Genomic DNA, 12,679 nt, shown 5'->3' with positions numbered 1-12,679 from the left:
CATGGCTCATCGTAGCACCGCGCACGAAGTGCTCGCCGTCGTGCTCCAGGTTCGCCGGCTGGACACCAAAAACCCGCAGCTCAGCGTGCTGTTATGGGAGCGCGCAATGGATCCCGAACGCGGCGCCTGGGCACTACCCGGCGGTCAGCTCCGGCACGACGAGGACATGATCAGTTCAGTTCGGCGTCAACTCGCCGAGAAGGTCGACCTGCGCGAACTGGCACACCTGGAGCAGCTGGCGGTGTTCTCCGACCCGGCCCGGGTGCCGGGGGCGCGCACCATCGCATCGACCTTCCTCGGCCTGGTGCCCTCCCCCGCCACCCCCGAGTTACCACCGGACACCCGCTGGCACCCGGTGTCGAACCTTCCGCCGATGGCCTTCGACCACGGCACCATGGTCGAGAACGCCTGCGCCCGGCTGATCGCCAAGCTGTCGTACACCAATATCGGTTTCGCCTTGGCACCAAAGGAATTCGCGTTGTCCACGTTGCGAGACATCTACAGCGCGGCACTGGGCCACCCGGTCGACGTGACCAATCTGCAGCGTGTGCTCGAGCGTCGGCAGGTGATCACCAGGACCGGAACGACGGCGCGTTCCGGCCGCAGCGGCGGGCGGCCCGCGGCGCTGTACCGGTTCACCGAGGACAGGTATCGGGTGACCGACGAGTTCGCGGCGTTACGGCCACCCGGGTGAGTCGGACTGGATTCTTAGACGGTTCTTAAGTAACAATGCCCGGATGGACTTTGGCAGCTCCGCCCTATCGGACGCCGAGTGGATCGGCGCCGTCCCGCATGAGGCGCTCGACCGACGCGCCCGCCCGCAGCTGCCCGAGGACGATCCGTTCTACGTGGCCCCCGAGGGCTTCCAGCACGCCACCCCGGGCACCGTGCTGCGCAGCAGGGACGTCGAGCTGGCCTTCCTCGGCCTGATCCCGCAGCAGATCCGGGCGGTGCAGTTGCTCTACCGGACCACCGATATGAACGGCAGGCCTGAGGCCGCCGCCACGACGATCGTCGTCCCGGCAGAGCGTGGTCCCGAGCAGATCTGCCCGGTGGTCTCCTACCAGTGCGCGATCGACGCGATCACCTCGCGGTGCTTCCCGTCCTACGCCCTGCGCCGCCACGCCGTGGCGCCCGGCTCGGTGCCGCAGTTCGAGATGCTACTGGTGGCCGCCGCGATCGCCGAGGGCTGGGCGGTCTCGGTACCCGACCATGAGGGGGTCAACGGCAGCTGGGGCACGCCCTACGAGCCCGGGTACCGCATCCTGGACGGGTTGCGTGCGGCCATCGGCTCCGAACAGCTCGACCTCTCTCCCGAGGCGCCGATCGGCCTGTGGGGATACTCCGGCGGCGGACTTGCCAGCGCCTGGGCCGCCGAGATGAGCGGAACCTACGCCCCCGAGCTCAATATCGTCGGCGCGGTGCTCGGCTCCCCGGTCGGCGATCTGGGCCGCACGTTCCGCAAGCTCAACGGCACGTTCGCCGCGGCCCTTCCCGCGCTGGTGGTCGCCGCACTGGCCGACGTCTACCCCGGTCTGCAGCGGATCATCGCCGAACACACCAGCGAATACGGCCGTGACCTGCTGGACCGGTTGCACCACATGACGACGGTGGAAGCCATCGTGCGGTTCTGGCGCACGGATATGGGCGACCTGCTGGATCAACCGCTGGAACAGATCCTGTCCGCACCCGAGGTGCAGCACGTCTTCGACGACATCAAGCTCGGTGCCGCGGTGCCGACCCCGCCGGTGCTGATCATCCAGGCCGTGCACGACGAGATCATCTCGGTGGACGGTATCGACGAGCTCGCCGACACCTACTCATCCGGTGGCGCACATGTCACCTACCACCGGGACATGTTCAGCGAGCATCTGCTGTTGCACCCGATGTCTGCTCCCATGGCGTTGCGCTGGCTGTCCGACCGCTTCGCGGGCCGGCCGCTCGGCGCCAACCTGGCGCGCACCACATGGCCGACGCTGTTCAACCCGTCGACCTACCGCGGTATGGCGCGGTTGGCGGTCATCACGGCGAAGGTGCTGACCGGACGGCGTCTTCGCCGGCTGCCGCTGTCGGTCCTGGACCGCTGACCGGCGCGACCGGCGGGTAGATCCCGGGATAGCGCGCCGGCGGCCACGCGCCGAGATCGTCACGAGAGGCCGACACGGCCAGCAGCGCGTACGTCATCGCGGCCACCGCGGCGGGCAGCAAGACGGTCGCGGCCACCACCAGCGGACCATGCCCGAAGAACACCGCGGGCGCCTCCAACACGTAGTGGACGCGGTCGGTCTCGCTGACCGGAGCGGTGTTCACGTCGATGGTGCCGTAGCGCCAGTGGACCAGCACCGCACCGATTCCGGCCGCGACCCCCAGCGCGCCCGCCGACCCGGCCGCCAGCGCGACCAGCAGCACGGGACCGCGATGGGCCCGCCATTGCCAGACCGCCACGGCGGCGACGACGGCGACCACGCCCGCAAAGCCGACGAGCAGGAACGCCCCGAGGAACAGCTGGTCGGAGTCGTTGCCCAGGTAGGCCTTGACCCGGTCGCCGGACCGGGTCAGCGCGACGATGCCCCGGGCGGGCGGTGCCAGCCATGCCCACAACGCGCCGATCGGCACGCCGGTCGCCAGCAGTGCGAGGAAGACCCGCGACGCGGCCGTCCGCCGGCCGGTACGCGGCGGCGCCACCTGTTCGGCCACGATCATCGGCGCGCGTCGAGATCGATGGAGTCGACCGCACCGTGCCGCGAGCATTTTGCCCACCAGCCGGTGGGGCGCACCTGAACGATCATCCGGCGCCCACACGCTGCGCAGAACCGCGGCGGTTCCAGACCCAACGCGGCCGCGGTCGGGACGGCCGCGCCCGCCTCGTCGCCGAGCTCGACGCCGGTGTAGAGGTTGTAGACACCCGCGGCCACCGGTGCCGGCAGCGCCTGGGATTCGTCGATCATCACGTGTCAGTTCTACAGCGCGCCCTAGAGCGTCGCGTTGAGAGCCTTGATGGGCATCTGCAGATCGTCGAGCAGTTCCAGATCGGCCTCGGCGGGCCTGCCCAGTGTCGTGAGGTAGTTGCCGACGATCACGGCGTTGATGCCGCCCAGGATGCCCTGCTTGGCGCCGAGGTCACCGAGGGTGATCTCGCGTCCGCCGGCGAAGCGCAGCATGGTGCGGGGCAACGCCAGCCGGAACGCGGCGACGGCCTTGAGGGCCTCGGCGGCCGGCAGCACCTCAAGATCACCGAACGGCGTGCCCGGCCGCGGGTTGAGGAAGTTCAGCGGCACCTCGTGCGGATCCAGTTCGGCGAGGTTCGCGGCGAATTCGGCGCGCTGCTCCAGCGTCTCACCCATCCCGAGGATGCCGCCGCAGCAGACCTCCATACCGGCCTCGCGCACCATCCGCAGGGTGTCCCAGCGCTCTTCCCAGCTGTGGGTGGTCACCACATTGGTGAAGAAGGAGCGCGCGGTTTCCAGATTGTGGTTGTAGCGGTGTACGCCCATATCGGCCAGGCGTTGCACCTGCTCTTCGGTGAGCATGCCCAGCGAACAGGCGATCTGGATGTCGACCTCGTTGCGGATGGCCTCGATACCGGCGGCGACCTGGGCGAGCAGTCGCTCGTCGGGACCGCGCACGGCGGCCACGATGCAGAACTCGGTGGCCCCGGTCTTGGCGGTCTGCTTGGCCGCTTCCACCAGGCTTGGGATGTCCAGCCAGGCGCTGCGCACCGGGGAGGCGAACAGTCCGGACTGCGAACAGAAGTGGCAATCTTCGGGGCACCCGCCGGTCTTGAGGCTGATGATGCCCTCGACCTCGACGTCCGGACCGCACCACTTCATCCGGACCTCATGGGCCAGTTCGAGCAGATCGTCGAGTCGATCATCGGGCAGCTGCAGCACCTGCAGGGTCTGATCCTGGTCGAGACCGACTCCGCGATCGAGTACCTGCTCACGCGCCACAGCCAGAATGTCGGTCATCGGTGAACCTCCGTCGGGGATGCCTTGAACACCGTTCAAGCCTGAACGGTGTTCAGGTTAAGGTAAGGGGGTGCAGCTCCACAAACGGGATGTCGTCGACGCGGCGACAGCACTGCTGGACGACTTCGGTATCGCCGATCTGACGATGCGCAGGTTGGCCCGTGAGCTCAACGTCAGCCCCGGCGCGCTGTACTGGCATTTCGCCAACAAGCAGGAACTGCTCGGCGCCGTTGCCGACCGGATCCTGCAGCCCGCCCTGGAGCAGCCCACCAGCGGCACCTGGCGCGAGCAGCTGGACACGGCGTGCCGCCGGCTGCGCGACGCCCTGCTGTCGCATACCGACGGCGCCGAACTGGTGTCGGCGAGTTTCGCGGCCGGCCAGTCGGCGGCGATGGCGGAGATCGTCTCCTGGCTGAGCACCGCGGCAACCGAGGCCGGCGTGGCGGGGACGCATTCCGAACTCGCCGCCCGCACCGTCGTCTACTACGTGCTGGGATTCACCGTCGACGAACAGTCCCGGCTGCAGTGGGACGCCGCGGGTGCCGACCTTCCCGAAAGCCAGTCCGCGCTGGCCGGTGATGCCGGCCAGCGCTTCGGATTCGGCCTGACCCTGCTGATCGACGGGATGGCGGCCTACAAGTCCCTCAGCCGGTGATCGGCTGGACGATGCGGGCATTGCCGTCCCAGTGACGCAGGCCGGCGAACCCGCCCTCGATCTCCCGTCCCGCCGCGGCGATCTCGCACACCGCGGCCAGCTGCTCGGCCCCGACCCGACGGGCCACCGTCACGTGCGGTGTCCAGCTACCGGGACCGGTATGCCCTAACGCGCCGGAAGCCATGTGCGGCAAGCAGATTCGATGCACCTGTGCATGCAGGTCCAGCAGTTCGACGGAGGGCACCACCAGCAGCGCCACCGTATAGCGACCCTGACCGAACACCACCGGCGCGCCGAGCCGGCACGGCATCGGGAGGCGCGGGAGCGCCGCGACCAGATCGGGGTCGGCCGCGCGCGAGATGTCCTCGGCAACGGTCAGCGTCGTATGTGGTCGGTTGCTCGCGCCGGTGTGGTCGGCCTGACTGGGCAGGCCGGCATCCCGCAGCGCGGTCCAGATCCGGCGCACCGCGGCATCGCCGGCGTCGTCGAGGGTCAACTCCACCGAATGCACCACGCGCTAGGCCAATCCCGCGAGCCAGGGGCGGTCGAAGGACTGCGCGGCGATCGTCTCGAACTCCCGCGGAGTCACTCGCCCCGCGCCGGCGGGTAGCACCGCCCGGATCTTCCCGAGTTCTGCCAGCGCGGCCCGGTTCCCCTGCTCGGCGATACCGGGCTGCGACGGCCACGACCCGACGACCAGTCCGGCGCTGTCCAGCCCGTGCCCGGCGAGGGCTTCCAGGGTCAGCGCGGTGTGGTTGAGGGTGCCGAGGCCGGGCGCGACGACCACCAGCACCGGTGCGCCCAGCGCTCTGGCCAGATCGCGCAGCGTCACCCCGTCGGCACCCAGTTCGACAAGCAGACCGCCGGCGCCTTCCACGATGGTCAGCCGCCCGGGAGCATCGGCGGCCCGCACCGCGTCGAGCAGTTCCGGCGCGGTCGGCAGTGCCAGCCCGGCCCGGTCCGCCGCCGCGACCGGAGCCAGCGGTTCGGGATAACGCCAACCGCCGTGGAGCGCCGTGATGCCGGCGAGCCTGCCGACCTCGCCGAGGTCGTCGTCGCCGTCGACGGTTCCGGTCTGCACCGGTTTGCACACCGCCACATCGAGGCCGGCCAACCGCGCCGCGCACGCCAATCCCGCGGTCGTGACCGTCTTGCCGACCCCGGTGTCGGTGCCGGTGACCATGACGATGCTCATCTGTTCTCGCTCACCCGAGAACCTCGGTCAGCACATCACGGGCCAGCGCCATCTCCTCCGCGGTAAGGGCGGCCCTGGCCGTCAACCGCAATCGCGATGTCCCGGCAGGCACCGTCGGCGGACGGAAGCACCCGACCCGCACGCCACGATCCAGGCATGCCGCCGCCGCGGCGACGGCGACCTCGGGGTCACCGAGGATGACCGAGACGACGGCCGAGGTGGGTTCCTCGGCGACATCGCAGATCCGGGCCAACTCGGCCGCCCTGGCCAGCACCGCACCCGCCAGCTGCGGCTGCGCGACCAGCACCTGCAGCGCAGCGAGCGCCGCACCGACGGCGGCCGGGGCCAGCCCGGTGTCGAAGATGAAGGTGCGCGCGGTGTCGATGAGGTGGGCCCGCACGGCGGCCGGGCCGAGCACCGCGCCGCCCTGACTGCCGAGCGCCTTGGACAGCGTCGTGGTCATCACCACATCCGGCGCGCCGGCCAACCCGACTTCGTTCAGCAGACCTTGCCCGCCCGTACCGCGCACCCCGAGACCGTGCGCCTCATCGACCACCAGCAGCGCGCCGAATCGGCGGCACACCTCGTGCAGTTCGCGCAGCGGGGCCAACACCCCGTCGGTGCTGAACACCGACTCGGTGACCACGACGGCACGCTCCTCGGACCGGGCCGACAGCGCATCGGCGACCGCCGCGATATCGCGGTGCGGGGTCACCGCGATGCGGGCCCGCGACAGCCGGCACGCGTCGACGATCGAGGCATGGGTCAACGCGTCGGACACCAGCAGCGAGCCGGCACCGGTCAGCGATACCAGCGCCCCGATATTCGCGGCGTAGCCCGAGGAGAACACCAGGGCCGACTCGAATCCGGCGAAATCGGCGAGTGCGGCCTCGAACTGCTCATGCAGTTCGGTGTTACCGGTGACCAGGCGCGAGCCCCCGGCGCCGGCACCCCAGGTGCGCAGCGCCTGCACGCCGCCGGCCAGCACATCGGGGTGCTGGGACAGCCCGAGATAGTCGTTGGAGGCCAGATCGAGCTCGGTGCCGACGGGCGGGCGGGCCCGCAACGTGCGGCGCAGCCCCTGGGCGCGGCGGCGCTCCTCGACACCGGCCAGCCAGGCCAGTGGGGAAAGACCGGTGCGTGTCACTGGACGTCCTTTCGACACTTGAACACCGTTCAGGTTAATGCACGCGCGACCGCCACCATGCCCGCACCGATCTGACTCACCTCGTCGGGCGTACAGATGAAGGGCGGCATGGCGTAGACCAGCCTGCCGAACGGCCGCAACCACAAGCCGTGCTCCAGCGCGGTCTCGGTGGCCACCGCCATATCGACCGGTTCGGCCATCTCGATGACACCGATGCCACCGAGCACCCGCACATCGGCCACCGAGGCCAGCTCGCGCGCCGGTTCCAGACCGGTCCGCAGTCCCGCCTCGATTGCACCGACAGCGCCGCGCCAGTCCCCCTCCAGCAGCAGCTCGACGGCGGCCACCGACACCGCGCAGGCCAGGGCGTTGGCCATGAAGGTCGGTCCGTGCATCAACGCGCCCGGGTCTCCGTTGCTGATCGTCGTGGCGATCTCCGCGGTGCACAATGTCGCAGCCAAGGTGACATAACCGCCCGTCAACGCCTTGCCTACACACATGATGTCGGGGCTGACACCGGCGTGGTCGGCGGCGAACAACTCCCCGGTGCGGCCGAATCCGGTGGCGATCTCGTCGAAGATCAGCAGCACCTCGTTCTCGTCGCAGATCCGGCGCAGTTCGACCAGGTACCGCGGATCGTGGAAGCGCATCCCGCCGGCGCCCTGCACAACCGGTTCGACGATCACCGCGGCGAGCTCGTCGGCATGTTCGGTCAACTGTGCCTCGAACGCGGCGACATAGGAGGTATCGAACGGACCGGGCACCGCGGGCGCGAAGACCTGGCGGACCAGCACATCGCTCCAGATGGCGTGCATACCGCCCGCGGGATCGCACACGCTCATCGGAGTGAAGGTGTCACCGTGATACCCGCCCCGCCAGGTCATCAGCCGGTGCTTGCCGGGCCGGCCGCGGCTGCGCCAGTACTGCAGCGCCATCTTGACGGCCACCTCCACCGAGACCGAGCCCGAATCGCTGAAGAACACCGTCTCCAGCCCGACCGGGGTGATGTCGACGAGCAATCGGGCCAGCCGGGCGGCGGGCTCGTGGGTCAGACCGCCGAACATGACGTGGTTCATGGTGGCCAGTTGCGCACTCAGCGCCGCGTCCAGGCGGGGGTGTCCGTGCCCGTGCACCGCGGTCCACCACGAGCTCATCGCGTCCAGCGCGTCGATGCGGCGTCCGCGGTGATGTAGTTCGAGCCAGGCGCCGCGGGCGGCGGTCGCCACCACCGGCGGTAACGCCGCGGGGCCGATGGTGCTGTAGGGGTGCCAGATGTGCGCGGAGTCGATCGCGCCGATCTCGGCCGGCGTCAACGCGGGCATGGATCCGGACACTATCGCCTCGCCCGGCAGGTGTGACGCCGCGCCCGTGGCCTGAGGCACCCAGGATAATTGGGTAGATTGACTCCCCGACCATGATGACCCTCGCTCCAGCCCGACCTGCGCGTACCGACGGCCCGGTGACCACGACCGGTACCACGACCGGCACCCGCACCTCGGGCTTCTATCGGCATGACCTCGACGGACTTCGCGGTGTCGCCATCGCACTCGTCGCGGTGTTCCATGTCTGGTTCGGACGGGTCTCCGGCGGCGTGGACGTCTTCCTGGCGCTGTCGGGCTTCTTCTTCGGCGGACGACTGCTGCGCTCGGCACTGGACGAGGCGGCCGCCATCCGGCCGGTATCCGAGGTCATCCGGCTGGTGCGGCGGCTGTTGCCCGCGCTCATCGTCGTGCTTGCCGCCGCCGCGGTACTGACCATCCTGATCCAACCCGAGACACGCTGGGAGACGTTCGCCGACCAGAGCCTGGCGAGCCTCGGTTATTACCAGAACTGGGAACTGGCCAACACCGCGGCCGACTATCTGCGCGCGGGTGAGACCGTCAGCCCGCTGCAGCACATCTGGTCGATGTCGGTGCAGGGCCAGTTCTACATCGCCTTCCTCGCCCTGATCCTGGCGCTGGCCTATGCGTTGCGCGGCAGGCTGGGCAGGCATCTGCGCACCGTGTTCATCGTGGTGCTTGCCGCCGTCACCATCGCCTCGTTCGTGTACGCGATCCACGCCCACAACACCGACCAGGCCACCGCCTACTACGACAGCTTCGCCAGGGCGTGGGAGTTGACGCTCGGGGCGTTGGTCGGCGCCCTGGTCCCCTACGTGCGGTGGCCGATGTGGCTGCGGACCATCATCGCGACCGTTGCCCTGGCGGCCATCCTGTCCTGCGGTTGGCTCATCGACGGTGTGCGCGAGTTCCCCGGACCGTGGACGCTGGTACCGGTCGGGGCGACCGTGCTGTTCATCCTGTCGGCGGCCAATCGCGCCGCCGACCCGCGCACCGACGGCGCACTGCCGGCCCCGAACCGGCTGCTGGCGACCCGGCCGTTCGTCTGGCTGGGTTCGATCGCCTATTCGCTGTACTTGTGGCACTGGCCGCTGCTGATCTTTTGGCTGGCCTACAGCGGCAAGGAACATGTCGATTTCGTCGACGGCGCCGTGGTGCTGTTGGTCTCCGGTGTGCTGGCCTGGCTGACGATGCGCTATGTCGAAACCCCGCTGCGCTACCGGGCACCGGCCCGGTCGAGCGCCGCGGTGGTGATTCCGTGGCGCCGGCGACTGCGACGCCCGACCATCGTGCTGGGTTCCTTCGTCACGCTGCTGGGCGTCACGCTGACCGCGACATCGTTCACCTGGCGCGAGCACGTGACCGTCGAGCGCGCCAGCGGTAAGGAGCTGTCGGGACTGTCGGCCAGGGACTACCCCGGGGCGCGGGCACTGATCAACCATGCGAAGGTCCCCAAGCTCCCGATGCGCCCGACGGTGCTGGAGGCCAAGAACGATATCCCCGAATCGACGCCGGCCGGGTGCATCAGCGATTTCGACAATGTCGACGTCATCAACTGCACTTACGGGGACAAGGACGCCTCCCGCACGATCGCCCTGGCGGGTGGTTCACACGCCGAGCACTGGATCACCGCCCTCGACCTGCTGGGCCGGCTCCACGATTTCAAGGTCGTCACCTACCTGAAGATGGGCTGCCCGCTGACCACCGAGCAGAAGCCGCTGGTGATGGGTGACAACCGCCCCTACCCGAAGTGCCGGGAGTGGAACGAGAAGGTCATGCCCAAGCTGCTGGCCGACAAACCCGATTACGTCTTCACCACCTCCACCCGGCCGTGGAACATCAAACCCGGTGACGTGATGCCCAGCCAGTATCTCGGAATCTGGCAGGAGTTCCTGGACGCGGGTATCGACGTACTGGCCATGCGTGACACGCCGTGGCTGACACGTAACAACAAGCCCTATTTCCCGGCCGACTGCCTTGCCAGCGGCGGCGACGCCATCTCCTGCGGTATCGATCGGGCTGAGGTACTGTCCGACGTCAATCCCACCCTCGACTATGTGGATCGGTTCCCCAATCTCAAACCGCTCGATATGACCGACGCCGTGTGCCGACCGGAATTCTGCCGAGTAGTGGAGGGAAATGTGTTGGTCTATCACGACTCTCACCATCTGTCGACGACCTACGTGCGCTCCATGACCAACGAACTCGGTCGGCAGCTCGCGGCCGCGACCGGCTGGTGGTGACGTGGCCACGACGGTCTGGCCCGGTACGCCCTACCCCCTGGGCGCCACCTATGACGGTGCGGGAACCAACTTTTCGTTGTTCTCCGAGGTCGCAACGCTGGTCGAACTCTGCCTGATCGCCAAGGACGGCACCGAACAGCGGATTCCGCTCGACGAGGTCGACGGCTACGTCTGGCACGCCTATCTGCCGACGGTGAGTCCCGGCCAGCGCTACGGCTTCCGGGTGCACGGACCGTGGGATCCCACCGCCGGACAGCGTTGCGATCCGAGCAAACTGCTGCTCGATCCCTACGGTAAGGCGTTCTACGGCAACTTCACCTTCGGTCAGGCACTGTTCTCCTACGATCTGGAGTCCGACCATCCGGCCGTGACACCGGCCGACCCCGCGGTGGACTCCCTGGGTCACACCATGACCAGCGTGGTGATCAATCCGTTCTTCGACTGGGGATCGGACCGGGCACCCAAGACGCCCTACCACGAGACCGTCATCTACGAGGCCCACGTCAAGGGCCTGACCCAGTGCCATCCCGACATCCCCGAGGAGTTGCGCGGCACCTACGCCGGGCTGGCCCACCCGGCGATCATCGAACATCTCAAGGCGCTCAACGTGACCGCGATCGAACTGATGCCGGTGCACCAGTTCCTACACGACCATCGGCTGCTCGATCTCGGGCTGCGAAACTATTGGGGCTACAACACTTTCGGCTTCTTCGCACCCCATTCGGAGTACGCGTCCAACCGCCACGCGGGCGGCGCGGTCGCCGAGTTCAAGGCGATGGTGCGCTCCTTCCACGCCGCGGGTATCGAGGTGATCCTCGACGTGGTCTACAACCACACGGCCGAGGGCAACCACCTGGGGCCGACCCTGAACTTCCGCGGGATAGACAACGCCGCCTACTACCGGTTGCTCGACGGCGAAGAGCAGTTCTACAAGGACTTCACCGGCACCGGCAACAGCCTCAACGCAAGACATCCGCACACGCTGCAGCTGATCATGGACTCGCTGCGGTACTGGGTACTGGAGATGCACGTCGACGGTTTCCGTTTCGACCTGGCCTCCACGCTGGCGCGCGAGTTCTACGATGTGGACCGGCTTTCGGCGTTCTTCGATCTGGTGCAACAGGACCCGGTGATCAGTCAGGTCAAGCTGATCGCCGAACCATGGGATATCGGCGAGGGCGGGTACCAGGTCGGCAACTTCCCCGGTCTGTGGACCGAATGGAACGGTAAGTACCGCGATACGGTGCGCGATTATTGGCGCGGCGAGCCGGCCACCCTCGGCGAGTTCGCCTCCCGTCTGACCGGCTCCTCGGATCTCTACGAGCACACCGGGCGCCGCCCCGGCGCGAGCATCAACTTCGTCACCTGTCACGACGGGTTCACCCTTGCCGACCTGGTCTCCTACAACGAGAAGCACAACGAGGCCAACGGTGAGGACAACCGGGACGGCGAAAGCCACAACCGGTCCTGGAACTGCGGGGTGGAGGGACCGACCGACGATCCCGACATCATCGGCCTGCGGTCCCGGCAGATGCGCAACATGATCGCCACCCTGATGGTGTCCCAGGGCACTCCGATGATCAGCCACGGCGATGAGATCGGCCGAACCCAGGGCGGCAACAACAACGCCTACTGCCAGGACTCGCCGATTGCGTGGGTGGACTGGTCCAAACTCGACGAGAACGCCGAACTGCTGGAGTTCGCCCGCAAGGCGGTGGCCCTGCGCAAGAAGCACCCGGTGTTCCGGCGCCGCCGATTCCTGGCGGGCAACCCGATCCGCAGCGGTGAGCAGGTGCGCGATATCGCCTGGCTGACCCCGGCCGGTGCGGAGATGACGCCGCAGGACTGGGGATCGGGGTTCGGTAAGAGCATCGCGGTGTTCCTCAACGGTGACGCCATCCCAGAACCCAACGCGCGTGGTGAGCGGGTCCGCGACGATTCGTTCCTGCTGTGCTTCAACGCACACGACGAGGAGCTCGATTTCGTGCTGCCGCCCGATGATTACGCCGAAAAGTGGGTAACCGCCTTGGACACCGGCGACCCCGCCGGTGCCGTCGAGGTGACCATATCTGCCGGTGAGAAGATCTCGCTGCAGCCACGATCACTTCGGGTGCTCAAGAAAACGACCTAG

12 protein-coding genes are annotated in these 12,679 nt (G+C 68.2%); 5 read left to right on the top strand and 7 right to left on the bottom strand.

What is annotated here, in order from left to right:
* Position 1: 1 nt before the first annotated feature.
* Both G154_RS19040 and G154_RS19035 read left to right on the top strand, forming a co-directional pair.
* Positions 2 to 694 (top strand): NUDIX domain-containing protein, encoded by a 693-nt coding sequence (locus tag G154_RS19040; RefSeq protein ID WP_023985750.1) that lies wholly within the window; start codon positions 2 to 4, stop codon positions 692 to 694.
* A gap of 43 nt (positions 695 to 737) precedes the next feature.
* A complete protein-coding gene (locus tag G154_RS19035; RefSeq protein ID WP_019512110.1) occupies positions 738 to 2,087 on the top strand; it encodes a lipase family protein in 1,350 nt (449 codons plus the stop codon).
* Here the strand turns inward: G154_RS19035 and G154_RS19030 are convergent.
* Genes G154_RS19030 through bioB form a run of 3 tightly spaced genes read right to left on the bottom strand, consistent with a single transcriptional unit; the run spans position 2,023 to position 3,968 of the window.
* Complete coding sequence (locus G154_RS19030) at positions 2,023 to 2,703, bottom strand: DUF2567 domain-containing protein (RefSeq protein ID WP_069566720.1); 681 nt, start codon at positions 2,701 to 2,703, stop codon at positions 2,023 to 2,025. The genes G154_RS19035 and G154_RS19030 overlap by 65 nt on opposite strands.
* On the bottom strand, positions 2,700 to 2,948 hold the full coding sequence (locus tag G154_RS19025; protein WP_162269055.1) for a hypothetical protein: 249 nt from the start codon (positions 2,946 to 2,948) through the stop codon (positions 2,700 to 2,702). The genes G154_RS19030 and G154_RS19025 overlap by 4 nt, the downstream gene beginning before the upstream one ends.
* A gap of 24 nt (positions 2,949 to 2,972) precedes the next feature.
* On the bottom strand, positions 2,973 to 3,968 hold the full coding sequence (gene bioB, locus G154_RS19020; RefSeq protein ID WP_019513199.1) for a biotin synthase BioB: 996 nt from the start codon (positions 3,966 to 3,968) through the stop codon (positions 2,973 to 2,975).
* 70 nt (positions 3,969 to 4,038) lie between these two features.
* On the opposite strand from bioB, the gene G154_RS19015 reads away from it, so the two are divergent.
* On the top strand, positions 4,039 to 4,623 hold the full coding sequence (locus tag G154_RS19015) for a TetR family transcriptional regulator (RefSeq protein WP_019513198.1): 585 nt from the start codon (positions 4,039 to 4,041) through the stop codon (positions 4,621 to 4,623).
* Here G154_RS19015 and G154_RS19010 read toward each other — a convergent pair.
* From G154_RS19010 to G154_RS18995, 4 genes are read right to left on the bottom strand one after another with little or no spacing between them, the layout of a single operon-like run.
* Positions 4,613 to 5,137: a 2'-5' RNA ligase family protein gene (locus G154_RS19010; protein WP_019513197.1), complete on the bottom strand. Its 525-nt coding sequence runs from the start codon at positions 5,135 to 5,137 to the stop codon at positions 4,613 to 4,615. The genes G154_RS19015 and G154_RS19010 overlap by 11 nt on opposite strands.
* Before the next feature lie 3 nt (positions 5,138 to 5,140).
* Entirely contained in the window at positions 5,141 to 5,818 is a 678-nt protein-coding gene (gene bioD / locus G154_RS19005) for a dethiobiotin synthase (RefSeq protein WP_019513196.1), read from the bottom strand.
* Positions 5,819 to 5,828: 10 nt separating this feature from the next.
* Positions 5,829 to 6,965, bottom strand: coding sequence for an 8-amino-7-oxononanoate synthase (locus tag G154_RS19000; RefSeq protein WP_019513195.1), 1,137 nt, complete (start codon positions 6,963 to 6,965; stop codon positions 5,829 to 5,831).
* 29 nt (positions 6,966 to 6,994) lie between these two features.
* Positions 6,995 to 8,287: an adenosylmethionine--8-amino-7-oxononanoate transaminase gene (locus G154_RS18995; RefSeq protein ID WP_019513194.1), complete on the bottom strand. Its 1,293-nt coding sequence runs from the start codon at positions 8,285 to 8,287 to the stop codon at positions 6,995 to 6,997.
* Between the two features lie 92 nt (positions 8,288 to 8,379).
* Between G154_RS18995 and G154_RS18990 the strand changes: the two genes are divergently transcribed.
* Entirely contained in the window at positions 8,380 to 10,548 is a 2,169-nt protein-coding gene (locus G154_RS18990; RefSeq protein WP_023985747.1) for an acyltransferase family protein, read from the top strand.
* A 1-nt stretch (position 10,549) separates the two neighbouring features.
* Positions 10,550 to 12,679 carry a glycogen debranching protein GlgX gene (glgX, locus tag G154_RS18985; protein WP_019513192.1) on the top strand — a complete coding sequence of 710 codons (2,130 nt, stop codon included), beginning with the start codon at positions 10,550 to 10,552 and terminating at the stop codon, positions 12,677 to 12,679.

The organism is Mycobacterium sp. VKM Ac-1816D, from assembly GCF_000416385.1.
Taxonomy (GTDB): Bacteria; Actinomycetota; Actinomycetes; order Mycobacteriales; family Mycobacteriaceae; genus Mycobacterium; species Mycobacterium neoaurum_A.
This window is presented reverse-complemented; position numbering and strand designations above follow the sequence as displayed.

Coding starts and splice junctions, on each gene's coding strand:
- G154_RS19025 (WP_162269055.1), bottom strand. CDS start 2,948: ATGATCGACGAATCCCAGGCGCTGCCGGCACCGGTGGCCGCGGGTGTC.
- bioB (WP_019513199.1), bottom strand. CDS start 3,968: ATGACCGACATTCTGGCTGTGGCGCGTGAGCAGGTACTCGATCGCGGA.
- bioD (WP_019513196.1), bottom strand. CDS start 5,818: ATGAGCATCGTCATGGTCACCGGCACCGACACCGGGGTCGGCAAGACG.
- G154_RS18995 (WP_019513194.1), bottom strand. CDS start 8,287: ATGCCCGCGTTGACGCCGGCCGAGATCGGCGCGATCGACTCCGCGCAC.
- G154_RS19040 (WP_023985750.1), top strand. CDS start 2: ATGGCTCATCGTAGCACCGCGCACGAAGTGCTCGCCGTCGTGCTCCAG.
- G154_RS18990 (WP_023985747.1), top strand. CDS start 8,380: ATGATGACCCTCGCTCCAGCCCGACCTGCGCGTACCGACGGCCCGGTG.
- G154_RS19030 (WP_069566720.1), bottom strand. CDS start 2,703: ATGATCGTGGCCGAACAGGTGGCGCCGCCGCGTACCGGCCGGCGGACG.
- G154_RS19035 (WP_019512110.1), top strand. CDS start 738: ATGGACTTTGGCAGCTCCGCCCTATCGGACGCCGAGTGGATCGGCGCC.